General features: G+C 41.6%; 17 protein-coding genes. 14 read left to right on the top strand and 3 right to left on the bottom strand.

The window, feature by feature from the left end:
- Positions 1-635: 635 nt before the first annotated feature.
- From H8B21_RS16115 to H8B21_RS16100, 4 genes are read left to right on the top strand one after another with little or no spacing between them, the layout of a single operon-like run.
- Positions 636-3,785: a SusC/RagA family TonB-linked outer membrane protein gene (locus tag H8B21_RS16115; RefSeq protein WP_190314751.1), complete on the top strand. Its 3,150-nt coding sequence runs from the start codon at positions 636-638 to the stop codon at positions 3,783-3,785.
- A gap of 2 nt (positions 3,786-3,787) precedes the next feature.
- Positions 3,788-5,674, top strand: coding sequence for a RagB/SusD family nutrient uptake outer membrane protein (locus H8B21_RS16110; protein WP_190314750.1), 1,887 nt, complete (start codon positions 3,788-3,790; stop codon positions 5,672-5,674).
- 14 nt (positions 5,675-5,688) lie between these two features.
- Positions 5,689-6,900, top strand: a complete 1,212-nt coding sequence (locus H8B21_RS16105) for a DUF5000 domain-containing lipoprotein (RefSeq protein WP_190314749.1) — start codon at positions 5,689-5,691, stop codon at positions 6,898-6,900.
- Between the two features lie 9 nt (positions 6,901-6,909).
- On the top strand, positions 6,910-8,175 hold the full coding sequence (locus H8B21_RS16100) for a DUF4998 domain-containing protein (protein WP_190314748.1): 1,266 nt from the start codon (positions 6,910-6,912) through the stop codon (positions 8,173-8,175).
- A gap of 57 nt (positions 8,176-8,232) precedes the next feature.
- Here H8B21_RS16100 and H8B21_RS16095 read toward each other — a convergent pair whose 3' ends face one another.
- The 3 genes from H8B21_RS16095 to H8B21_RS16085 are packed head-to-tail and all read right to left on the bottom strand — an operon-like array spanning position 8,233 to position 14,135.
- Positions 8,233-9,345: a metallophosphoesterase gene (locus H8B21_RS16095; protein WP_190314747.1), complete on the bottom strand. Its 1,113-nt coding sequence runs from the start codon at positions 9,343-9,345 to the stop codon at positions 8,233-8,235.
- A gap of 11 nt (positions 9,346-9,356) precedes the next feature.
- Entirely contained in the window at positions 9,357-11,117 is a 1,761-nt protein-coding gene (locus H8B21_RS16090) for a RagB/SusD family nutrient uptake outer membrane protein (protein ID WP_190314746.1), read from the bottom strand.
- A gap of 3 nt (positions 11,118-11,120) precedes the next feature.
- Positions 11,121-14,135: a SusC/RagA family TonB-linked outer membrane protein gene (locus H8B21_RS16085; RefSeq protein WP_190314745.1), complete on the bottom strand. Its 3,015-nt coding sequence runs from the start codon at positions 14,133-14,135 to the stop codon at positions 11,121-11,123.
- Between the two features lie 462 nt (positions 14,136-14,597).
- Here H8B21_RS16085 and H8B21_RS16080 point away from each other — a divergent pair, with 462 nt between their 5' ends.
- The 10 genes from H8B21_RS16080 to rbsK all read left to right on the top strand — a co-directional run bounded on the left by H8B21_RS16080 (position 14,598) and on the right by rbsK (position 26,101).
- Positions 14,598-15,860, top strand: coding sequence for an MFS transporter (locus H8B21_RS16080; protein WP_190314744.1), 1,263 nt, complete (start codon positions 14,598-14,600; stop codon positions 15,858-15,860).
- 41 nt (positions 15,861-15,901) lie between these two features.
- Complete coding sequence (locus tag H8B21_RS16075) at positions 15,902-17,296, top strand: FAD-dependent oxidoreductase (protein ID WP_190314743.1); 1,395 nt, start codon at positions 15,902-15,904, stop codon at positions 17,294-17,296.
- A 4-nt stretch (positions 17,297-17,300) separates the two neighbouring features.
- Positions 17,301-18,239 (top strand): endonuclease/exonuclease/phosphatase family protein, encoded by a 939-nt coding sequence (locus tag H8B21_RS16070; RefSeq protein WP_223815076.1) that lies wholly within the window; start codon positions 17,301-17,303, stop codon positions 18,237-18,239.
- A gap of 39 nt (positions 18,240-18,278) precedes the next feature.
- The gene (locus H8B21_RS16065; RefSeq protein ID WP_317170403.1) at positions 18,279-19,523 is read left to right on the top strand and encodes an MFS transporter; all 1,245 of its coding nucleotides are present in this window, start codon (positions 18,279-18,281) and stop codon (positions 19,521-19,523) included.
- 27 nt (positions 19,524-19,550) lie between these two features.
- Positions 19,551-20,564 (top strand): NAD(P)-dependent oxidoreductase, encoded by a 1,014-nt coding sequence (locus tag H8B21_RS16060; protein ID WP_223815074.1) that lies wholly within the window; start codon positions 19,551-19,553, stop codon positions 20,562-20,564.
- 2 nt (positions 20,565-20,566) lie between these two features.
- Positions 20,567-22,015 carry an FGGY-family carbohydrate kinase gene (locus H8B21_RS16055; protein WP_190314742.1) on the top strand — a complete coding sequence of 483 codons (1,449 nt, stop codon included), beginning with the start codon at positions 20,567-20,569 and terminating at the stop codon, positions 22,013-22,015.
- Position 22,016: 1 nt separating this feature from the next.
- Positions 22,017-23,450, top strand: a complete 1,434-nt coding sequence (locus H8B21_RS16050; protein ID WP_190314741.1) for an FGGY-family carbohydrate kinase — start codon at positions 22,017-22,019, stop codon at positions 23,448-23,450.
- Complete coding sequence (locus tag H8B21_RS16045) at positions 23,451-24,047, top strand: histidine phosphatase family protein (protein WP_190314740.1); 597 nt, start codon at positions 23,451-23,453, stop codon at positions 24,045-24,047.
- 93 nt (positions 24,048-24,140) lie between these two features.
- Positions 24,141-25,019: a glycerophosphodiester phosphodiesterase family protein gene (locus H8B21_RS16040; RefSeq protein WP_190314739.1), complete on the top strand. Its 879-nt coding sequence runs from the start codon at positions 24,141-24,143 to the stop codon at positions 25,017-25,019.
- Positions 25,020-25,186: 167 nt separating this feature from the next.
- On the top strand, positions 25,187-26,101 hold the full coding sequence (gene rbsK / locus H8B21_RS16035) for a ribokinase (RefSeq protein WP_190314738.1): 915 nt from the start codon (positions 25,187-25,189) through the stop codon (positions 26,099-26,101).
- Positions 26,102-26,111: the final 10 nt, after the last annotated feature.

Here is a 26,111-nt window from a genome sequence, read left to right as displayed (position 1 = left end):
ACAAAGCTAGAAAGTTTTGATGCAATTTAATAAGACTTTTTAATAAGTCGAATAAGTTTAATTTTCTATAAAAAAGATGCTCATCAATACTTTCGTATTATCTAAGGTAATGCTTAATATCTGTTTATGTGGTTTTTATTTATTTAATTTTGTTTTTTTTATTTGTTTTTAATTTTTTTTTATTTATTTTAGTTTTGTGAAGAGGCCATTATAAACAATTCAAGCTACGGTGAGTGTAGAAAAAATAGGTGAAATTTAAATAAAATCCAGCTCTGGGCTCACAGCTCTGGGCTCACAGCTCTGGGCTGAGTGGTAGATTTTAAAACATCGGCAAGGTCATATTTAACAAACAGTAAACACTTATTTGATACTGTCTTAACAGATGACTTTTAAATTTGAAACATTATTTAATGTTTTTAAAACTAATCGAAGAATCTGTAATATTTTTAAAATATAGAATTTATAATTATGAAAAGAAAACCTTCCTTGTTTTGTTGGCTAATTCCTATAAAGCTGGCACTGGCGCGGTATTCGCGAAGAATATCGAGAAAGATTGTTAAGGCCAGACGAAAAGTCTCAGAGAGCATCTTTATCCAATTGAACCTTTTATAAATACACTAACATTTTAAATAATTATGAATCAATTAATTGTTTTTTTTCTGATGACTAGTATCATCTGTTGCAATTTATTCGCAAGTTCCGTTACAGCTCAGGAGAATTCAACCACCGCACAAATAAAGGAAATAAGAGGAACAGTGACGGATACGTCCGGACGTGTATTGACGGGTGCTTCCGTTGTCGTGAAAGGTAATCAACGACTGGCCACCAGTACAGATTTGAATGGGAAGTATATCTTGGAGGTGCCTGCTAACTCCGTATTGGTATTTTCTATCGTGGGATATCAAACGCAGGAGTGGACGACTAATGGTGTAGAAGTAATCGACATAGTCATGGAGCCAGTCTCGTCAGAATTAGATGACGTTGTTGTGGTCGCATTTGGTTCGCAGCGTAAACAAGATGTCATTGGCGCTGTTACGCAAGTCAAGCCCTCAGACTTAAAGATTCCATCAAGCAATTTGACAACCGCTTTAGCAGGACGAGTCGCTGGAATGATAGCTTATCAACGAAGTGGGGAACCCGGACAAGATAATGCGGAGTTCTTTATTAGGGGGGTAACGACTTTTGGTTATAAAGTTGACCCGCTGATTTTAATTGATGGCGTCGAATTGACATCAACTGATTTGGCGAGATTGCAGCCAGACGATATTGCAAGTTTTTCAATTATGAAAGATGCGACCGCAACGGCTTTGTATGGGGCTCGGGGCGCTAATGGTGTTATTTACGTAACAACAAAACAGGGAGCGGAAGGAAAAGCAAAGTTAAATTTTAGACTGGAAAACTCCGTTTCGGCACCTACATCCAATGTGGAATTAGCAGATCCAATCACGTATATGCGTTTAGGGAATGAAGCTGTCGTAACCAGGGATCCATCAAATATGACGCGTATACCTTATCCTGAAGAGAAAATTGATAATACTATTTTAGGGGTTAATCCGTATATGTATCCCGCTAACGACTGGAGAAAAGAGCTTTTCAAACCTTATACGATTAATCAGAGAGCCAATATGAGTATCAGTGGAGGGGGGAAAGTCGCAAGATACTATATCGCGGGGACGTTTAATAAGGACAATGGAATGCTAAAAGTAGATAGGCGAAATAATTTCAATAATAATATAAATCTTAAAACTTATCTCCTCCGCTCAAATGTCGATGTCAACATTACAAATACCACGGAGCTCGGAGTTCGGTTGTATGGGTCATTTGATGATTATATAGGCCCGCTGAATGGCGGTGCAGCAATGTATGAACGGGTAATGAACTCAAACCCTGTTATGTTTCCTGCATATTTCCCTGTTATAGAAGGTTATGAGCATATCCAACACATTATGTTTGGGAATGCTTTCAAAGAAAATGGAGAGACAGCTGGTTATATTAATCCATATGCTGATATGGTCAAAGGTTATCGGGAATACTCTTCCTCCTTAATGATGGCTCAATTAGAATTAAAACAAAATCTCGACTTTATAACTAGTGGGTTGAATTTCCGATTAATGGGAAACACGAATCGGAGAGCGCATTTTCAAGTGTCGAGACAATATGCCCCCTTTTATTATGTTGCAAGTGGTTACGATCGTATGAATGATACGTATAGGCTAGATGTTATTAATGAGAACGAAGGGCAGGAATGGTTGGATTTTAAGTTGGGGAGTAGAGAGCTCTATTCTCAGTTTTATATGGAATCTGCGCTGAATTATAATCGTGTGTTTTCAGAGAAACATAACGTTAGTGCTATGTCTGTTTTTATTATGAGGCAAAATATTAGCGCCAATGCAGATGACTTGCTTCAAACACTTCCTTTTAGAAATCTCGGGTTATCTGGACGTTTTACTTACTCCTATGATAATCGATATTTTGCAGAATTTAACTTTGGCTATAACGGGTCGGAAAGATTTCATGAGCGATACCGATTTGGTTTTTTTCCTGCATATGGTATAGCATGGCAGTTGTCCAATGAGAAATTTTGGGAGCCCTTTTCTACGGTTTTGCCTGAGCTAAAGCTGCGGGCAACCTATGGTTTAGTTGGGAATGATGAGATCGGAAGTCCCACGGACAGGTTCTTTTATATGTCGAATGTGAATATGAATGATACCGGACGTGGCGCCATATTCGGTATTGATAGAATTTATTCACGGGATGGTGTATCTATAGCGAGATACGAGAATCCCAACATTACTTGGGAAACATCAGAAAAAATAAATCTTGGCGTGGAGGCGTCAGTATTTAAAAAAGTAAATATACAAGCTGACTTTTTTAAAGAACACAGAAGGAATATTTTGATGACACGTGCGTCCATTCCAGATTATATGGGCCTTTCGGCGGATGTACGCGCTAATGTTGGTGAAGCGATGGGAAAAGGGATGGACATGTCTGTTGATTTTCAGCACAGCTTTAATCCATCTTTGTGGTTGACGGCCCGAGGTAACTTTACGTACGCAACCAGTGCGTTTAAGGTCTATGAAGAACCAGAATATCTTACGGAATATTGGAAGTCGCGGGTAGGCTATTCGTTAAGCCAACAATGGGGATATATTGCGGAGCGTCTATTCATAGATGATGAGGAGGCTGCAAACGCACCTCAGCAGAGTTTTGGTACTGATGTGATGGGAGGCGATATTAAATATAGAGATATTAACGATGATGGACAAATAACGCCGCTTGATCAGGTGCCTATCGGAAACCCAACAATGCCTGAAATTGTATATGGATTTGGTCTTTCGCTAGGATATAAGCAGTTTGATTTCTCAGCGTTCTTTCAGGGTCTTGCTCAGGAGTCGTTTTGGATAGACCCAGAAAAAACGGCTCCTTTTATAAACGAAAGGCAATTAATAAAAGCCTATGCTGATAGTTATTGGTCTGAAGAAGATAATAACGTTATGGCATTGTGGCCGAGGTTAAGTTCTGTAGTGAATTCGAACACGAATGTACAAAGTACTTGGTTTATGCGTGACGGTAGTTTTTTACGTTTGAAACAGGCCGAAATTGGTTATTCGGTTAATCCGGAAAAATTAAAAAAACTATACATGGAACGGTTACGGGTATATGTTAGTGGAACTAATCTGCTATTATGGAGTAGGTTTAAACTTTGGGATGTTGAAATGGCAGGAAACGGTTTGGGCTATCCGGTACAACGTGTTTTTAACTTGGGTATAAACGTTAATTTTTAGTGATGAAAGTAAAAAAAATATTGGCTTTGATTGGTCTATCGGTAGGAATTGGATTTTCTGGCTGTAACTATCTAGATATTGTCCCCGATAATGTCGCGACTATAGATTATGCGTTTCGAACAAGAAATACGGCAGAATCATATTTGTTCACCTGCTATTCCTGGTTGCCTGGTCATGCAGCTTCCTCGGCAGTGCCTGATTTTGTCAGCGGAGATGAAATATGGTTATATCAAAATGTGTCGGGTCGACCTAATTGGCAAATAGCGCGGGGCAATCAAGGGGTGGTGAACCCACTGTTAAATTTTTGGGCAGGAAAAGAAGGTGCAACAGATTTGTACCGTGGTATACGCGAATGCAATATCTTTTTGGAGAACATCGCATCTGTAAGGGATATGACGGAGACAGAACGTGCTTTATGGATAGGGGAAGTGAAATTTTTAAAAGCTTACTTTCATTTCTATCTCATGCGCATGTATGGTCCTATTCCGATAATGAGAGAAAACTTGCCTATTTCAGCTAGTGTCGATGAAGTGAAGGCAGTAGTTAGACAACCAATAGATGAGTGTGTAGCTTATATCATTAACTTGTTGGATGAAGCTGCAGAAGTACTGCCCGATGATGTCTTGTTTCCTGCAACGGAAAAAGGCCGGGTTAATAAGGTAATCGCAAAAGCTTTGAAAGCAAAAGTACTCGTTACAGGAGCCTCCCCACTTTTTAATGGAAATAGGGATTTTTCTAATTTCAAATCCAAAACAGGGGTTGTATTTTTCAATCAGACGGAGGATGAACAAAAATGGATCCGTGCTGCCAATGCCTGTCGGGAGGCGATTGAATTATGTGAATCGCAAGGGTATAAATTATATACTTATGTCCCTGCTGTTGGTAGCGCATCATTATCAGATACGACACGAACAGAGTTGAGTTTCCGAGGGGCCATCACAGAAAAGTGGAATAGCGAGATCATCTGGGCGGATAATAACAGTATGGGGAATTCCTTGCAGCGTTATTCACAGCCACGTATGCACCTCGGACCAGGATATTATAGCGGAGTCCATGCGCCACCTATCAAAATGGCGGAACAGTTTTATACAAAAAATGGTGTGCCTATTCAAGAAGATAAAAATTATCCTTATCAAGACCGGTTTACATTGAAAGAAGTAGAGGAGCATGATAAGCTATATTTAAAACCCGGTGAACGACTGCCAATGCTACACTTTAACAGGGAGCCTCGTTTTTATGGTAGTCTTGCCTTCGATGGTGGACGTTGGTTTGGGACAGGTTGGTTAAATGATGTGGATAATGCTTATGTAGAGGCGAGGGCTGGCGGAAAAGCTGCGGGGCATCCTACTAATTATTCTGTGACCGGTTATTGGGCTAAGAAATTGGTTAACTATCTGAATACGGCAAGCGACGATAATTATGTTGTTCAGCAATATCCTTTTCCCCTTATGCGACTTCCTGATCTCTATTTGTTATACGCAGAAGCCGCGAATGAGGCTTATGGTCCATCGGCGGAAGTAATAGCTTATATCGATAAAGTACGGGAGAGAGCGGGATTGAAAGGGGTTGAAGAAAGCTGGATTAATCATTCACTAATACCAGAAAAATTCACGACTAAAGAAGGTCTGCGCGATATTATTCATCAAGAACGTCTGATCGAATTAGCTTTTGAAGGGCATAGGTTTTGGGATTTACGTCGCTGGAAGAAATCGGTAGAAGTGTTAAATCAACCGATATTAGGATGGGATATTGGGCAGGAGAGTCCGGAAGAATATTATAGGCCAATGCTGTTGTTTAGTCAAGAATTTAGCATACGGGATTATTTATGGCCTATACAAGAAGCCGAAATTTTAAGAAATCAAAATTTGGTGCAAGCGCCAGGATGGTAATTTATAAATCGAATATGATGATACAGATAAAGATAATGCATTATGCAGTGTTGCTCCTGGTCTTTGGGGTATGGAGCTGCGGAGAGGACACATTTCAAGGGTTGGATAGCTCCGGAGAGCCTCCCGCCACTTTAAGAAGTGCAGAGCTGGAACGGGTTCCTGGTGGAATCCGTATCTCGTATTCTTTACCTCCTGAGGGGGATTTATTGTATATAGAAGCGGAAGTAGAAATGCGAAATGGCAATGTGAAGAAGATAAGATCTTCTTATTATAAGAAAAACTTGCTTCTAGAGGGGTTTGGAGACACCTCGGAATATCCGATTAAACTCTATAGTGTAGGACGGAATTTAAAACGATCGCAACCGTTGGAGATTATAGGGCGACCGGGCACACCCGCTATTTGGGATGTCTTTGAGTCTATTGACATGACGGAAGATTTTGGCGGGTTCAGATTGTCTTATCAGAATGAATATCAGAACCATGTATCGATTATGATTTTCCGGAAAGATGAAAATGAGGCTTGGGCACCGACACAGAATTTTTACACCAGTCAAGCATTAGGGGAATTTACATTAAGAGGATTGGCTGCTGAACCTACTGTCTTTGGTGTTGCGGTTAAAGACCGTTGGGGAAATCAAACGGAAATCATGACAAAAGAGTTGACCCCTTTATATGAAGAGCGTATTCCGCCCTCTGGATTCAGGCAGATGTTTGCTACTCTTCCGACGGAAGCTCCAGGATGGGTCAGTGGATCCGTAATGAGTAATCTCTGGAGTGGTGTTTTTGTAGGAACCACCAATTCGCAGGCTTGGTATCGAACAAATGAGACGGCGGGCATACCACATCATTTTACGTTTGATATGGGGAAAACCGCTCAATTAAGCCGTTTTGTATATTGGCAGAGGGGGGCATTTGATCGTGAGGATCTTCTATATTCAGGAGGAAGTGCGAAGCGTTTTGAGGTATGGGGAAGTACAGATCCCGATCCTGCCGGTTCATTTGATGGATGGACATTGTTGACAACATGTGATATGGTGAAACCTTCTGGGCTGCCAGCAGGGTCGGTAAGTACAGAAGATGTTACTGCAGCGCAAGCCGGACACGAGTACTCATTTCCTTTAGATGTCCCTCTTACGCGCTTTATAAGGATAAGGATACTTGAAACCTGGGGAAAGACGAGTTATATGTGGATGTCTGAATTGCAGTTTTATGGTCAAATCAATTAAAACTAAACAATGAAATATTTTAAAACCTTATTCATATCTTATTTTTTCGGGGGATTATTGGTTGCCCTAAATTCCTGTCAAAAACAGGATCACGCTTATCGTCAATTCTTAGAAGGGGGCGAAAAAATATATGTAGGAAAAGCAGATTCATTACAAGCTTTTTCTGGTAAAAACAGAGTTAAATTGCAATGGTTATTGCTGGCCGATCCGACGATAAAGGGGGCTGTAGTATATTGGGGCAATCGTCGGGATTCTTTGCGGGTGGAATTTCAAAAAACAGATGATATCGATACGATATCAGTGGTTGTTCCCGATTTGGAAGAGGGGGGGCATGATTTCGAGGTGGTAACTTTTGACGATTCCGGTAATCGGTCCATAGTGCGTTCTACGTATGGTTATGCGTACGGTAGTAAATATGCGGCGTCGCTATTGCCCAGATCTCTTGCTGGCGTAGAACTCGGAGAAAATAATGCGTTGGTATTCAACTGGCGGCCTACAAGTGCACAGCTATTGAAAACAAGGGTGTCTTATACAAATAAAGAAAATGAAATCCATGTTGTCGAAATCGATTCTAGTCAACATGAATTAGTTCTTACGGATTGGAAAGAAGAGACACCTGTTCAATATGCTTCGTGGCACAAACCAGACTCTACTGCTATCGATACGTTTTTATCGGTCGATCGGGAGCTGGATTTGCGATTGGAATTTAATGCGGATAACGAAGTTGATCCGGCTCTTTTTTCGCGATATGGCCTTCCGGGCGATGCGCCCGACTGGGATGGTAGTGGAAATGATTTTACTAATCTGTGGAGCGGTGTGCTGGCAGGAGGGGCACCAGCTAGAGCATGGTATCGAACAGCAAACGGGTCGGGGATACCGCACCATTTTCAGATAGACTTAGGTAGAGCAGTGGCAATAAGTAAAATTCGTTTATGGCAACGAGGTTCTATGACGGAGCACCAATTATTGTATGCAAATGGTAATCTTGAGCAATTTGAGATATGGGGCAGTGTAGATCCGGCTCCCGATGGTAGTTATACTGGGTGGATAAAGCTGCAAGACGGCGAAATTGTAAAGCCATCCGGTAAGCCCGTTGGAGAGAATGATGATATAGACGTCCAAGCTGCGGAAGCTGGTCATTTGTTTGAATTTGGGGAAGATAGTCCTTCCGTTCGCTATCTTCGTATTAAAGTCCTTAAGACTTGGGCGAATACCGATTATATGTTTACGAGCGAGGTGAGATTATGGGAGTGGGGAACCACGTTGGTGTACTAGACCATTGTATTTAAAAAAAGGGGAGCGGGCAACTAGGTTTGCTCCCCTTTTTTGATATTATTTACTTAACTGAAAACTGTATTGATTTCGAGCGTCCGTTTTCCATGCATATTCTTGTGTTGTCGGGGAAATGCCAAAAAGGGGAGAGAAAGTTTTGACGTGGACGGTAGCATTGTCGGGTGTAAACTCTAATATGCGAACCCATCCATCTCCACCGTTTCCGTAGCGATGTCCTCCTCCCAACGATTGCGAGTCGAACAGCATCTGATGAACATCTTTACCTGCGATGTTCTTATCCGTCCTATACCCCTCTCCCGAAATATGGCCGCATAGCACGAGGTCAATATTGGATGCCGGCTGAACAAGCTTTTGCCATATTTGTTCGCCATTATTAGCTTGTGGTAAATCGATTCTTTCTGATTTCTGTATTTCATTGTTGATCGCATACGGCTCGTATATAAACCATCTATGTTTCCCTTTTGAGCGTATGTCTTTGTTGTTGAGGTATGCATGTGTAGTCAGTATGATACGATGATCTTTATATTGTTCGAGATCTGCAACACGTTTGGCCCAAGTTAGAACGGTATCCCGCGGCGCATATTCTACGGTCATGAAAAGGTAATCTCGGCCATTTAGATCTTTAATTTCATAGGCCGAATTTTCAAGCGTAGGGATGCCCTGCTCGTTGACGGTGTTCTGTGCGATTATCTTGCGGTTTAACCAATTGTCGTCTATGCGAAAAAATTCAGAATATCGGGATGTGCGTATACCGTTCCGGTCGATGGTATAGTCGTGGTTGCCGGTAGCGGCAATATAAGGTACTTTTCCGTTTAGACGCGCAAAAGCCTGAGCAGCAGTTTCCCATTGCTTTTGTGCCGACTGATCTCCGTCATGACCGTTATTGATGATGTCGCTCTGTTCGACGAGATCGCCTACGCAAACTACCATCTTAATGTTTAAGGTGTCGATGTTGTCTTCAATCCAACGCATCATCATATCCAAGATTGGATGATTGCGATTGTACTTAACGTAATTTTGTATATCGGGAAGCATAATCATGCTCCACGAATCTTTATTTTCCAATTGGGGCTTAACGAATTTTTCTTGTGCCGACCCTATCTGTGCAAGAGTGGTGAAGAAAATGAAAGAAAGAAAAAAAATAGTTCTCATGTTTTTAAATTTTAATATCCGGGATTCTGTTCAAAATTTGGGTTAGCAATCATTTCCGAGAACGAGATAGGCCAGTACTCATCCTTGTTGACTTTATAAATGACATTTTGTGTGCCAAAATACTTGACCGCTTCGTTGTGGTTGTATTTTGGAGTATAATTTTCGTCAATGCGTATTATTGTATTTTGACTCCATCCACGGGCTGGACGATTGAGGTATAAATATCCATTCATAATGTCTTCGGCGATGTTCCAGCGGCGGATGTCGTACCAACGTAAACCGTCGTTTGCTAATTCTATCTTTCTTTCATAACGCAACGCTGTTCGAAGTTCATTTTGTGTAAGATTATTGGGTAACTCGGGCATACGCGCACGAGCTCTGATCTGATTAATAGCTTGATAAACCGTTTCATCAATCTGGTTGCTTTCAATTTTAGCTTCTGCGTATAAAAGCAAGAGCTCAGCATAACGAAATATACCAACATTTAAATCGCTCAACCCATTCACCGAGGTAGTGTTGAAGTCTGCTATATCCAAATGTTTCCGCCATAGATAGCCGCTATAAGAGCGGGCAGAGTTGGTGAGATCTGTGTTGTCGATCGATGACGGTTGATCACTGATGCCGTTGATAACGGGCCAATAATTGGCGACCTTGGGGTAAGTGGCATTCATTTCGAATTGATACCCCATAAAACGAGAATTTGGACGAACGCAATACATGTCAAGTCGAGGATCTCGATTGGCAAAAGGGCTTGTTGCATCATATAATGATGATTCGGTGATTGGTAAACCATCAAGTGCTTGAAAGGAATCAATGAAATCCTGAGTGGGTCCCCAATACGCCACGCCACGTCCAAGCCTCGATGCCGAATAATACTGTTGATTGTGTACATTTCCCGATATCGTTTGATTGTACTCTATTATCCATATCCATTCTTTGCTGTTTTCGTAGCCATCATGGCCAAATATGTTGGTTACATCGGGTTCCCCATGTGTATGATCTTTACCAGCGAATTCTATCGTGCTATTAAAGGGTGTTAGTTCATGGATTCCGGCTGATAGTTCTATAGCCGTTTGTGCGGCTTCCGAGGCGAGCTCATATTGCTTTGAATAAAGAGCTATGCGTGCTTTGAGCATATACGCAGCAATGCGCGTGGCGCGGACTTTGCCTTGAGACGTATAAGAAACAGGTAGATAATCAGCAATTTCCGTCATTTCATCAATAATCCACTGTTGAATTTCTGCTTTTGGTGTACGGTAGATATCGTTCCTGTCTAATTCAAGGGCATTTTTCAAAAGAGGAGCATCTCCATATAGTTCTATGAGTTGGGAATAAGTGTAAGCACGGATAAAGCGTAATTCAGCATCCCGCTGCTTAAAATCGCTGTCCGGAACTGTACCTTCAAATTTTGGAAGATGATCGAGTACCGTATGCACACGACCAATCGTTTTATAATATGCTCCCCAAGGTTTCGTTGCCAGCGCATTATCTGTTGTATATGCGCTTGTAATAGCTGGAGTATAATTGTTTCCCGGGCGTGTATACCCGACATCGGTAACATTGTCGATAACGTGTAACATAGGCGTACTCGCGGCATCAAGTAACGTTAATCCTTTGTAAGCACCTAGTAATCCAAGCTCAGTCTCCCCAAATGTCTCTGGAAAACTATCTGTTGTCGGTCCATTCAGAGGAGCTCGATCTAATTCACAAGAGGAAATGAATAGGCTCGCACAGATTCCTATCCTTATTATATGTTTTTGAATGTTTTTCATGTTTTAAAACTTTAGATCAATACCAAATGTGTATACTTTGACTTGCGGATAATAAGCGCCACCTCCTAGGGATACACCTTCTGAGGCACCGGCATTGTAGTTGATTTCTGGGTCATATCCTTCGTAGAAGTTGGTTCTCGTAAACAGATTTTGACCATTTATATACAGAAATGCACCATTAATTTTAAATTTCGATAGAAAATTGCTTGGGATTTCATAGCCGAATTGAAGGTTTTTCAAGCGCATGTAAGCGGCGCTTCTCATCCAAAAAGTAGAGTTCTGTATATTGTTGGTAGATGCTATTGATAATCTTGGTAGGGTAGCATTGGGGTTTTCCGTTGTCCAATAATCCAGCTGCCAGGGTTTGATGGAGCTCACATTTACAGTAGGAATAACATAATGTGAATCCAGGTAGCCATCCACTTTTCCTACACCCTGTAGGAAAGCATTTAACTTAAATCCCTTATAGCCAAGGTCCAGATTTATGCCATAGGTATACCGTGGGATGGTGCTCCCGATGATGACCTTATCGTCGTCGGATAAACGACCATCGCCAGTGATGTCACGATAACGGATATCTCCAGGTTGCAGTGTTCCAAATTGCGATGGTCCGTTGTCAATTTCTTCCTGTGTTTGATAATATCCCTCTGCGATATAACCAAAGATAGAATTGATGGGGTAACCTTCTTGCTGACGTAAGAATGTACCCATTGTCGAACTTCGCATATTGAGGATTTTGTTTTTTACGTCCGATAGGTTAAAACCAACGCCTACTTTGAAGTCGCCAAAGTTTTCATCGTATCGAGCCGCTATTTCCCAACCTTTGTTCGAAACTTTTCCAACATTTTGGAAAGGCGCATTCATACCATACAGTTGAGATACGTATAACCTCATGAGGATATCATCAGTCGTCTTACTGTACCAATCGAAGTTAACGGAGAGCTTATTGAAAAGCATAAGGTCTAAACCGAGGCCGCTCATGGTTGTTGCTTCCCATTTCAAATCAGGATTGGCAAGATCGTTTTGAGTGAGTATCGGGAATGTTCCACCTCCCATGGATATACTTCCGGTAGCAAGTTCGGAAGCAAAGGGGTAATAGGATGAGCCGATGTTTTGGTTTCCTAGTTTGCCCCATGATCCACGGATTTTCAACTGGTTTATCGTACTGCGTAATGGTTCCATAAAAGATTCTTCACTGATTGTCCACCCGGCAGAGAACGAGGGGAACATAGCCCATTGATGTGCTGGTGCGAAACGGGAGCTCCCATCGTAGCGTAAGTTAGCTTCAAAGAGGTAGCGGTTTTTGAATGCATAATTAAAACGTCCAAAGGCAGAGATGAGTAACCATTCTTGAATGTTCCCCCCGTTCTGTCTGGTTTCGTCGTCTGCGCCCGCATCGAGTACTTCGTAAGTGTCGTAAATAAAATCACGTCGATACCCCATAAGGTATTTTTCGTTATATGCTTCTCGAGAAGTACCTAGCATAACCTTAAAATCATGATCGCCAATATTTTTATCAGCCGTTGCCGTGAAAAAATAATTATCATAAAGGAAGCGTGAGGCTGTTTCTGTAAGCTCTGTTGTGGGATTTGCTGATCCAGCAGACGAACCATCTTCATTGTATGTTTCGATACGGGTAATAAAATTATGGACGTTTTGTGTCACATAGCGTGGGGCGACTGTACCGACTAAGTTTAACCAGGGTGCGGGTTGGTAGTTTAATGTCAGATTTCCAAATAACTCGATGTTATTCGATGTGCGATTGCCGCCATCTTCTATAAAAGCTACGGGGTTATTGGATACCCAGCCTTCGCTCCATAGGCCGTTACGTCGAATAGGGATAATGGTCGGCATACGACCTAGATAATTCCATACAGTACCTTCGTTAGCAATTTGTTTACGATTTCTATTGGTGAGTGAAATGTCAAATTTGATATTGAATTTTTCACTCGGAGTGATATCCATGTTATTGCGTAGGGTGTAACGCTCGAAGCCAGTATTTTTTATCACGGCATCTTGTGTTACATAGCTGAAAGAAGGTGCTACCCGGATAATTCCGCTATTGGCATTGAGACTGATAAAATGATTCTGTGTAAATCCCGAACCCTGTAGAATTGCGTCCTGCCAATCAAAATTTTTGGGATCAGTTTCGTAAAGTCTGCGAAAATCCTCAATGTCACGTTCAAAATATAACGTATCATTCCCGTCATTTAAACTAGCCTTATTAAATACATCCATATAAGTAAAACCATCCGTTACTTCAGGAATCGCCGTCGGAGATTGAAAACCTGTATACCCTTTGTAATCTACCGCTAAACGGTCTTTTGCCCGCTTAGTAGTAATTAAGATCACGCCATTCGCTGCACGTGATCCATATATTGCTGCTGAGGCAGCATCTTTTAAGACGGTGATGTTTTCAATGAGGTTGTAATCAATATTGTCTATCGTACCTGCAACACCATCTATAATGACTAAAGGAGAACTGTCGGATCCACCAAAAGAGCTAATCCCCCGGATTCGGATTTGTCCTCCATCTCCTCCGGGGGAACCAGTTTGCGTAGTGACCGTTACGCCAGGAGCTAAACCCTGTAACGCAGCGGAAGTCGATACGTTAGGTCGTCGTTCCAATTGCCCGCTCTCTATAATCGAAACCGAACCTGTCAAATTTCCTTTTTTCTGGGTGCCGAAACCTACCACTACAACTTCATCCAGTTCGCTAAGATTTGATTGGAGGACGACATTTAGCGTGGATGATGAGCCGACAATCTCTTCGGCATCTTGATAGCCTAGTAAGGAAAATAACAGTACGTCGCCTTCTGTTGCTTCGACTTCATAATGGCCGTTTGCATCGGACGCTGTGATGGCATTGTTGGATGACTTTAGGCGAATAGAAACACTTTCCAGCGTTTCGCCTTCTGCACTAGTGATCTTTCCTGATATTTTTTTGGGTTGCTGAGCAAATGCCAGTCCAGTCTGAAACAGGAGACAAAATAGCAGTAAATGTACTTGTTTTTTCATGTTTTATAAATGTTAGATCGTAAGGATATCATGATATTTTATAAGATTTGTAAAAATATTTAATAATGTTTCGAAGGTATATTTTTTATGTAATCACAACGTTAATTCAATGTGCTGCAATTGTTAATTGTCGAAATCTTTTATTTTTTATCATTTTTATTGGTTTATATTGTTCTTTTCGAAAGTAAAAAAAATATTTTTTAATATAAAAAAATAGTTGTGTTGTTTTTTAAAATTTTGGTGCTATGAAGTGTAAAATGTGTTTGTAAATAAATGACGGCTAGTCTATGTAACATTTTTATGTCTACTTTTAACCTAATGCTCCAATATCTACGGTTTACAACAGTAGCTTGTGAAAATATTATTCCATTGATGATGTCAAAAGAAATAAATAAAGTTTTTTGTTTAAAATTCTTTCTTTTTTTTATTTTTTGTTTAGATTTGAATTCGAAACATAAATCTATGTCAAAGCCTATATTTCAAATACACCCTAATCGACGAAGATGGTTAATTATCGCTGTCATATTTCTGGCTATTGTCTTTAATTATTATGATCGCCAGATTGTTTCTATTCTAAAACCTATGTTAAAGGATGAATTTGAATTAGGCGATGAGGGATATGCATTAGTTTTGAATGTGTTTACGGTTTTCTATGCATTGATGTATCCTGTGTCGGGTTGGTTGGTTGATCGATTTGGTGAAAGAAAAATTATGCTGATCGGTGTGTTAGGGTGGTCTACAGCGTGTTTGGGAGGCGGCCTATCCAGAACGTTTGGCTCCTTCTTGTTTTTTAGAGGATTGCTGGGGGCTGCAGAACCGACAAACTTTCCGGCACAGCTGAAAGTAATTACTATTTGGTTTTCGGGAAAACTTCGCGCTACTGCTAATAGCTTATGCGTTGCGGGGAGTTCGGTGGGCGCTATCATTGCGCCTCCTCTAGTAGCTTGGTTAGCTATAAAATATGATTTTCATACAGTCTTTATCGTTGCAGGAATTGTAGGATTTATCATCGCATTACTATGGTATCTCATCTATGTAGAGCCGCCTGCAGAAATATTTAAAGAAGCGGTGGGCGACACAAGGGAGGAGGGGACAAAAATTGGTTTTTCATGGGGGCAATTGTGGGGACGAAAATCGCTATGGGGCATTCTACTCATCCGGTTTGTCAGTGATCCCGTTTGGTATTTCTGTCTTTTTTGGCTTCCTGGGTATCTACAAGAAGAATCGGGATTGACATTGGCGCAGATAGGTATGTTTGGATGGATCCCGTTTTTAGTAGCTGATATCGGCGCCATCGGTACTTCGGCATGGTCGGATAAAATGGTGAGAAAGGGGATAAAGCCGCTAAAAGCACGAAAGATTATGCTGTCATCTGTAGCTGTTCTTGCTCCCCTGTGTTGTTTAACAACCTATGTGCATAATCCTTATCTTACGATTTTGATTTTTGCGCTAGTAGCGGTAGCCTGTTTAAGCTGGCTTTTTACCGTTAGTGTGGTTATTGCCGAAGCGTTTCCAGTCAAGAATGTAGCGTCTGTACTAGGGATAGCGGGAGGATTTGGTGCTTTGGGGGCTGTTCTTTTTAATTATTTCGTCGGACAAATGATGGGATCTGTTGATGCAGGTACCATATTCGTTGCGATGGCTTTTATGCATCCATTAGCCGTCTTGGTATTGTGGACGATGGTCAAAAAGGAAGCTCCTACAGGTAAAATCGATAGAAGTTAATTGAAATAAAAACCTAATAGATAGCATAATAAATGTATAATATGGAAAAGCTAAAAACAATCATGGAGCCGGCGAGGCAAACACCGGTGAGAATGGAAGTAGACGTATTAGTTGTAGGTGGAGGACCTGCAGGTATAATAGCTGCGCAAGCAGCTTCTGGAGAAGGTGTGCGTGTAGCTTTAATAGATAACCGAAGTTTTGTAGGCGGAAATATGACCATCGGTTTGCCTATCTTGGGTTTTTTGGGACAAAAAGGAAACCAGATTATTAAGGGATTGCCCCAGCGATTTATTGACCGGCTGAAGGAAGTAGATGCAGCATCTGAACATAGACCGTGTCCGTTGCATATGAGTTTGACATTGGTAGAACCGGAAGCAGTAAAAAATATAGGGCTAAAAGTATTGGAGGAGGCGGGGGTTAAGGTGTTGCTCTACGTTTTTTCTGCTGGAGTGGTCATGGAGGGAGACGAATTAAAGGGTGTTATTATCGAAAGCAAATCTGGTAGAGAAGTGATTTTAGCAAAAACGATTATTGACTGTACGGGAGACGCTGATGTAGCCTTCCGAGCCGGTGTAGAATGCGATCAAGGCAATGAATCGGGGGGGGTACAGCCACCAACGTTAATGTTTTGTATGGGAGGGGTAGATACCGAGAAGCTACGTATGAGTATTGTTGAAGAGCCACGTACTTATTTAACCGATTTTATTCCTGCCGAATATTTTGGTCAAAACAATCAGTTTATCGTTGTAGGGTTGCGTAGTGTTATGCAAAAGGCGCGGGAGGCAGGCCTTAATTTGCCGGTAGAACGTACCATCTTGATTACAGGATTACGGGAAGGGGAGATTTGGGTAAATATGTCTCGAGTTAATGGTGTAGATGGTACCAATCCGGAGAGTCTCACCTTTGGAGAAATGGAAGGGCGTCGACAGGTACAGGAAATCCAACGCTACCTTAAAGGATTTGTACCTGGATTCGAGAAGGCTGTCTTTACAAAAATGGCTCCCTTTTTAGGTGTACGTGAAACTAGAAGAATTGTAGGTAATTATGTGTTGACAGCAGAGGATTTATTGAGTCAACGCCGTTTTGAAGATGCCATAGCAGTTGCTAGTTATCCTTTAGATATTCATCATCCTGAAGGAGGAGACTGTACATTAACTTGGTGCGGAGATAGTTATGATATCCCTTACCGTAGTCTGGTGCCTCAAAAGGTGAAGAACCTATTGGTGGCGGGTCGTTCAATTTCGACTACACATGAAGCGATGTCGGCTATACGTGTCATGGCTCCTTGTATGGCGATGGGAGAAGCAGCGGGTAGAGCGGCCAAATTAGCGGTCAAACATCAGGCTACACCGGGGGGCATTGACGTAGAGGAATTGCGAGCGGAATTGTTGAAGCATGGTGCTTATTTGGGGGAAGAAGAAAAAATAATAGGGTAATAGCATGAAAAAGAAGAACCTACACCACTCTCGGCGCATGTTCCTGCAATATGCGGGAACGGCTATGGTTTTACCTTTTTGGGGTGGAATAAAACTGGAAGCAAAAGATCTGTCTGTTGCAAAGGATAGCTTAAAAATTTTAACTTGTAATATCCGAGTAGATCTAGAAGATGATGCTAAAAAAGGAGTTGGGTGGAGCGATCGCCGTGAAGCTTGTTTGCATATTATAAAGCAGCGAGATGCAGATGTGATCGGCTTTCAGGAAGTCCTTAAGAACCAGTTCTTAGACCTGAAAGAAAACCTAAAAGAATATTGGGGGATTGGATTTGACGGGCCCGAAATGGATCGATATAGGACCGGTTATCACGGCATTGCTAAAAATCCTCTTTTTTTCAAAAAAAAGCGTTTCGAATTATTGGCTGCAGGTGGGTACTGGTTGTCAGAAACTCCGCTGGTAGCTGGCAGTATATCTTGGGGCTCGGCTCGTGCCAGAAATGCTTCGTGGGTGCGTCTATTGGATAAATCTACTGGGAAAGAATGTAGGATAATAAATTTACACCTAGATCATGTTAATAAAGAAGCTAAGCGTAAACAGATAGAAGTGGTGCTGGAGGAATCTGCTCAATATCCACCTGATTTTCCGCAAATTCTGGTAGGAGATTTTAATGCTTCTGCCGAGACGCCTGTCGTGCAAAGTGTATTCAAGTACGACTGGAAAGACTCCTATACAGAAATTAACGGCGACGGGGAACCAGGATATACGGTACACCTTTTTAAAGGGGATAAGTACGAAAAAAAAGATATCGGAAAAAAAATTGATTTCATTTTTACAAAAGGTGAACAAATAAAATCCATTGCATCCTCCATCATTAGAGATGCCTATAAAGATAGGTATCCTAGTGATCACTATTTTGTAGAAGCTACGTTGACTATCAGTCGGTGATGGGAAGAACAAACTTAATCACAATTATAAACCATGGGTGTGAATAATAGAATTTCTGAAAAAGCAGGGATACCTGCGCATTTAACCTGGGGATACTTAGGTGTTTTAATTTTCATGATGGGGGACGGTGTAGAGCAAGGCTGGTTAAGTCCTTATCTCATCGAGCATGGGATGAATATCCAGCAGTCGGCTTCCCTCTTTACCGTATACGGTATTACTATTGCCATTTCGTCTTGGTTTTCGGGAGTTTTGGCGGAGAGTTATGGGCCGCGTAAGGCAATGCTTATAGGCTTACTCCTTTATATTATTGGAACCATAGGTTTTGTTGGTATAGGGATGGCAAAGCTGGACTATGGGGCGATGTTGTTTTTTTATGCAATCCGGGGCTTCGGATATCCATTGTTTGCCTATTCATTTATGGTGTGGGTTACCTATCGTACTCCACAGAATATGTTGGGAAGAGCGGTTGGTTGGTTTTGGTTTGTTTTCACAGGAGGATTAAATGTGCTTGGTGCCTATTATTCTAGTTGGGCAATAGGGCGTTTAGGTTATGAAAACACGTTGTGGAGTTCGATATTTTGGGTTTTGATAGGAGCATTTTTCGCTTTGGTGCTCAATAAAGATAAATTCGAAACAAAAGCTTCCAAAGGGTCGAAATGGAAAGAATTAGCCAATGGACTTACCATTGTTAAAAAAGAACCTAAGGTATTGCTGGGCGGGATTGTGCGTGTAATCAATACAACAGCACAGTTTGCTTTTCCAGTATTTCTTCCTTTGTATATGGCAGAACATGGCTTTACCACAAAAGAATGGCTGCAAATATGGGGAACGATTTTCACAAGTAACATCATCTTCAATTTGATTTTTGGTTTTGTAGGCGATCGGATGGGCTGGCAGAACACGATCATGTGGTTTGGTGGCGTAGGCTGTGCTATCACCACTATTTTATTTTATTATTCACCGATATGGTTTGGTGGCAGTTACTGGGCAGTTATGGCGGCAGGTGTAGCATGGGGTGCGCTGTTGGCTGGCTATGTGCCTTTATCGGCTTTGGTACCTTCATTGGTCAAGGAAGATAAGGGAGCGGCAATGGCTATTTTGAATTTAGGCGCTGGTCTCCCTGTATTTGTAGGACCGGCACTGGTCGGTGTGCTGATTGGTACGATAGGTAGTGCAGGCGTCATCTGGGTATTGGCGGGGCTTTATGTATTGAGCGCGGTCTTGACCAAATTTATCACCATAGATAAAATAGCGGAATTGAAAGAAATCAAAGAAATTATATAAAATAATAAGATTAAACACTAGCGAATAATGATGAAAGTATTACTTACAGCGCCTTATGAGAATGAAAAGGCGTTGAGAGAACTAGAGGGGTTATTTGATGAAGTCATCTATAGGTCATGGAAGCCCCATGGGCGGGCATATAATCCAACGGAATTGAAAGTGTTATTGGAAGAAACAAAAGCAGACGCATTGATATCCGAACATGATGAAATTACAGCAGATGTTTTACGTGCTAATCCACAGCTAAAATTTGTAGGTATCTGCCGAGGCACACCTTCCAACATCGATTTGGACGTAGCTACTGAGCTAGGGATTCCGGTTTTCAATACACCGGCAAGAAATGCACAGGCGGTGGCCGAGATGTTTATTGCTAATGTGATTACGCTTATGCGAAATACATTGCCAGCAATTGATTGGCTAGAGGGCAAGAATTGGGGCGAGGGGGCGCATACCTCGTATCTACAGTTTAAAGGAAATGAGTTGGCGGGTAAAAAAGTTGGAATGGTCGGATTTGGAGCTGTAGGACAGTATACTGCACGAATGTTGTTAAATTTTCCAACAGAGGTTTTATACTTTGACCCTTATTACGAGGATCCTAATCCAGTATATAAAAAAGTGGGTCTAGACGAATTGTTTTCTGTTTGTGATGTGGTCGGAATCCATTTGCCGGTTACTGCAGAAACTCAAGGTATGATTGATAAAAAATATCTTTCCTTATTAAAGAAAGACGCCATTTTTGTGAATACCGCGCGCGCAACTGTAGTAAATCGAGAAGATCTTTTGGGGTTGTTAGAAGCAGAGCAGATTCGTGGAGCTGTATTGGATGTGTTTTATCATGAACCTCCCGATGAGATAGATTACAAGATGATTCATCACAAAAATGTATTGGCAACACCTCATATTGCCGGAGCGACCCATGAGGTGGAAGATCACCACGCTTTTATTATGAACAACAATTTGCGAGCATTTTTTCATGAGGGCGATAAAACTATCAAACAGCTCGTAAATAAAGCGGTTTTAGAAAAACAAACAACAAACTGACTATGGCACAAAAAGAAGCGTATTTAATCGTCGATATAGGTACTGGTAATGCAAGGGTGGGCGTAGCAACGCCAGCAGGTGATATACTGGCCATAAAAAGAGAAAATGTACAGTACCATGCCGATGCTAATTATGAGGAATCCATTTATTTTAACCCAGAAGCGTTATGGCAGCAGATCTTAAAGTTGGCAGCGGAGGCGTTGTCGGATGCAGGAGAAGTCCTTATTAAGGCAATCACATCCACGAGCCAGCGTGAGGGAATTGTTGTGGTCGATAGAGAAGGATTATCCCTCTTGGGCATGCCCAATATCGATCATCGCGGTCGCAAGTGGGAGAAAGAGCTGACCCAAAAGGATCTGGTTTACGAACTGTCAGGACGTTATCCGACGTCCCTATTTTCTGTATATAAATTGATAGGTCTCCGTAATATATATCCCGATTTGTTTGAAAGGACGGCCTGTTTTATGAGTATTAGTGATTGGATACAGTTTAAGTTTTCAGGCATTACCTGTTATGAGCATTCACAGGCATCCGAAACATTGTTGTATGATGTTGAGCGGAAAAAGTGGTCTACAGAACTCATTGCGTTGTTTGACATTCCCAATGATATTTTCCCAACATTGAAACAATCCGGAACGGTATTGGGAAAAGTACTTTCAGACGTCTCTCAGATACTGCACATCTCAGCAGAAGCTGCTGTCGTAGTAGGTGGTGGAGATACACAGTTGGCCATACGCAGCATGGAGCCATCGACAAATGATGTTGTTATCGTCTCGGGGACAACGACACCTATCATTAAGATGGTGGAACGGTATGTTAAAGACAACCATCAACGTACGTGGACAAGTAGGCACATTGATGAATCACATTTTATTTTAGAGGCTAATGCTGGTGTTACGGGCTTGAACTATCAACGTTTAAAAGAGATTTTTTACCCGAATGAAGGTTATGATGTGATTGAACGGGAATTGGACAATACGAGTTATTCCCAGTGTGTAGCGTCTTTGGGATCGTTGATTGCCGATGAAGATGAACCACTGACGAAGGGCGGATTTATTTTTAATGCACCTGTCTCACATCAGCTTACGCGAGGGAGTTTCGTATTTTCTATTTTATGGGATATTGCCTGTTCTATTTATGAGAACTACAAATTTCTGTGCGATGTTTCGCAACATAAGGAAAGCTATATCTGGGCATGTGGCGGTGGAATAGAAAGTAAAAAGCTACGACAGTTTTTGGCGAACTTACTTGGTAAAAGCATTCGGATTCGGGCAACATATCGGCAGGCATCTGTTTTGGGTGGTGTTTTTGTCTGTAATGATGCGCTTGGAACAGATAATGCAACACCGGTGTTGCTGGATGAAACATTTCCGGAAAACCATGAGCAATTTGAACAGCTATATGTAGAGTGGAAGAATGCCCGTAAAACCTTTAAACAACTCATATCCTAACATGCAAGTATACTTTATAGGGATAGATATTGGAACACAAGGAGCAAGGGTTATTCTTGTTGATCAGCAGGGGATGTTAGTCGCTTCTGCTTCCCGTTCTTTTGTGTTAGATGAGCGTTCGCGGGAAGAGCAGTCACCTACCATCTGGTGGAATGCTTGTGAGAAGCTTCTTGACGAAATCTTGAATGGACTGTCAGCAGATTTTGATAAGTCAGCCATACAGGCTGTATCCGTTACCTCGACGTCCGGTACGGTTATTCCTTTGGACGTAAATAACCAGCCGCTTCATAATGCTATTATGTATAGCGATGGAAGGTCTGCTGAACAAGGAAAACGTATTCAGAAAATAGCCTTGAGACACGTGAAAGATGGTTATACCGGATTTAATGCCTCCAGCGGTATCAGTAAGATACTCTGGTTTATGGAGCGTTATCCCGAACAGAGAGGTCGTATTGCCCTATGGATCCACGCATCGGATTATATAGTAGGCAAATTATCTAATATTTATAACACAACAGATTATACGAATGCATTGAAATCGGGGTATGATGTCGCCGATTTAAAATGGCCGACGTATATAATCGATGAATTGGGGTTGAAAAAAGAATGGCTGCAGAAAGTGGTTCCATCGGGTACGGTGGTTGGACTGTTGCAAGAAGGTTTAGCTACCCGTTGGGGACTCAAAAAGATAAAGGTAGTCGTTGGGATGACAGACGGTTGCGCGAGTCAGGTGGCATCTGGTGCGGTTAAGCCGGGCGATTGGAATACGACTATCGGTACTACGTTAGTCATTAAAGGTGTAACACGAAACCAAGTAATTGACCCTTTGGGACGGTTATATAGCCATCGACACCCCGAAGGGTATTGGATGCCGGGTGGTGCAAGCAATACGGGTGCAGATTGGATTACCGTTGATTTTTCTTCGGATATATTACAATGGAACCGAGCGGCGGAGAAATTGATACCCACGGGTAAAATTGCCTGGCCGTTGCTGCAAGAGGGCGAACGCTATCCGCTAATGGCACCACAAGCACGGGCGATTGCGCCGGAACAAGTATCTAAATCAGAATTGTATGCTGCGAACTTAGAAGGCGTAGCTTGTATTGAGCGGCTTGCCTATGAAATTATTGAAGAACTATCCGGTGAGAAAGTTGCTGCGGTGTATGCTGCCGGAGGTGGTAGCAATAGTGAGGTATGGTTAAAGATAAGAGCTGCTGTATTGAACGTACCTATCTATAAATGTAAAGCCGCAAGCGGTGCATTAGGTGCAGCAATCATGGCAGCTTCAAAGACCTATTATTCATCCGTCACGGAAGCAGTTTCCCACATGACCATTATGGAAAAGGAGATTTTTCCTGATATGGAACTAGTGGCTCAGTATGAAACACAATATCAACAATTCAAAGAGGAACTTAAGACATTAAATTATTTATAGATGGTTACAATTTGTTTGCTCAGACATGGCGAAACATCATTCAATGCCGACGGAAACAGATACTGTGGTCGAACGGATGTTGAACTAACGGCAAAGGGAATTTCCCAAGCGAAGAAAATGTATGAATTGTTAGAAGAATACTGTTTTGATGCCGTTTATTCTTCTTCATTGCAAAGAGCCCGAAAAACGGCGGAGATTGCCTCAGGTAATGCCAAAAAAGTTTTAGTTGATGACCGTTTGATAGAGGTTGACTTTGGGGAATGGGAAGGTTTACGTCCGGATGAATTTCAAACAAAAGACCCGGAATCTTGGGCAAACTGGATGGCAGCACCTGAACGGTTCGCAGCAGGAAGAACTGGAGAAACCGCTATGCAGGTGATTTCTCGACTGCAATCCTTCTATGACGATTTGATAGAGAGATATAGTGGTAAAACCGTTTTGGTCATTGGGCATAATGGAGTGAACCGATTGTTTTTAGCGAGCCAATTAGGGATGCCGTTAAAAAACTATAGACGCTTGGTTCAAGAAAATTCGGCACTGACATTACTTACTTTATCACAACATCAAGGTTGCCAATTGCTAAAATTAAACGCTTAAATAAATAGGTTTATCCATTAACAAATTTATTATGAAACCGATCCCAACATTGTCGGGAGAGCTCTCATCAACAAATAAAAGAAAAATAATTAGATGAAAACCATTCTACATCCTATTGCGCTCTGCTTCTTATGTATATTAACTGCCTCTTCTGTAACAGCACAGAAACTCCATAAACTGAATTTTAGCAATGTAGAGGAGATGTACTCGTACTTTAAGTATGCGCCCGGCAAAAAAATTATTAGTGGTCATCGTGGAACAATGGAGAGGGGACTTCCTGAAAACTCCGTGGCCGCTATGAAGGAGGTGTTGAAATATACTCCCGCTATTTTCGAGATAGATCCACGTTTGTCCAAAGACGGTGTGCCGATTATGGTGCATGATGCAACCTTAGATCGCACTACGACAGGGACCGGGAAAGTTGCTGATTATACTTGGAAAGAACTTAAAAAATTACGGTTGAAAGACCGTCAGGGTAATCCCACTAAATATCGTATCAACACGTTAGACGAAATGATTAAGTGGGCGAAAGGAAAGACCGTCCTCAATCTAGATAAAAAAGATTTGCCTTTGGAGGTAACAGCTGAAATAATTCGAAAGCATAATGCCTATAAATGGGTATGGGTTACGGTGCATAACGTAGAACAAGCGAGATTTTATTTAGACAAAAATCCCAATCAATACCTATCTATGCACATAAAGGATAAAAAGGCTTTGGAGGAATTTAAAGCTTCCAGATTGCCCTATGATAGAATGATTGTCTATATCGGACCTGAAATAAAAGAAGCTAACCAGACGATGTATGAATTCTTTAAATCCAAAGGTGTGATGTGCATGATATCGACTGCGCCAACGTATGATAAGCTACCAACAAAAGAAGAGCGGGCAGAGAAATATCGTGCGGTATTTAACGACGGCGCTACGGTGTTGGAGTCTGATTTACCTATTGAGGTGAGTGAGGCGATAAAATAATGGAAATATTGAATATTCGTTATTGAAATTCATTACTGATAACAAAAGATAGTAGGTGCAAATAATTATAATTTTGTATTCTTAAAAGAAAGATGAATCTATAATTGCGATAACGTTTGTGCAATTCTGCTACAAAACAATTATAAACATATAAATACCAAATATTGATGTCAAAATCGCGAATTATTGTTATAGGGAGTTCCAATATTGATATGGTTATCCGCACAGATTGTTTCCCGAAGCCGGGAGAAACAATCTTAGGTGGGGACTTTTTTATGAACCAAGGGGGAAAGGGTGCCAATCAAGCGGTCGCAGCTGCTAGATTGGGCGGTGATGTCCTTTTTGTGTCGAGTGTCGGTAATGATATTTTTGGAAAAATGACTTTACAGTCGCTACAACAGGAGGGTGTGGATGTAGAATACATCCGTATAGATAGTGGAAGTCCTTCGGGCATAGCGATCATCACAGTAGATCGCAATGGTGAAAACAATATTGTGGTCGCTCCCGGAGCTAATAGCACGTTGTCCCCGACAGATATACAGCGTGTTGAGCATTTGATCGAGGAAGGAAGCTTTATGCTGATGCAATTGGAGATTCCAATCCAAACTGTAGAATATGTAGTGTCTAAAACTATAAATAGAGGCGCAAAAGTTATTTTAAATCCGGCACCTGCACAAGACTTGTCGCAACTCCTATTATCACAGATTTATCTGCTTACACCCAATGAGGAAGAAGCGTCCCTTCTGAGTGGTATATCCGTACATGATGTATCTTCTGCACGAGAAGCAGCAAGAAATTTAACCGAAAGAGGGGTACAGAATGTGATTATCACGATGGGAGCCAAAGGTGCGCTGGCTCTATATGAGGGAGAATATATATATATGGAAGCTCAAAAAGTCACCGCTTTGGATACGACAGCTGCGGGAGATGTATTTAACGGTGCATTGTTTGTAGCCTTGAACGGAGGAAAGTCTATTAGGGAAGCTTTGAAGTTTGCAGGCCAAGCGTCGGCTATAGCTGTTACTCGTTTAGGTGCGCAATCGTCGTCGCCATATTTGGACGAAATAGAGAACCGTTACTAATTATACAAAC

Origin of the sequence: Sphingobacterium chuzhouense (genome assembly GCF_014692525.1) — a bacterium.
In the GTDB taxonomy this organism is placed as follows: Bacteria; Bacteroidota; Bacteroidia; order Sphingobacteriales; family Sphingobacteriaceae; genus Sphingobacterium; species Sphingobacterium chuzhouense.
The sequence above is the reverse complement of the archived record's forward strand: the minus strand, read 5'-3'. Positions and strand labels throughout refer to the sequence as shown.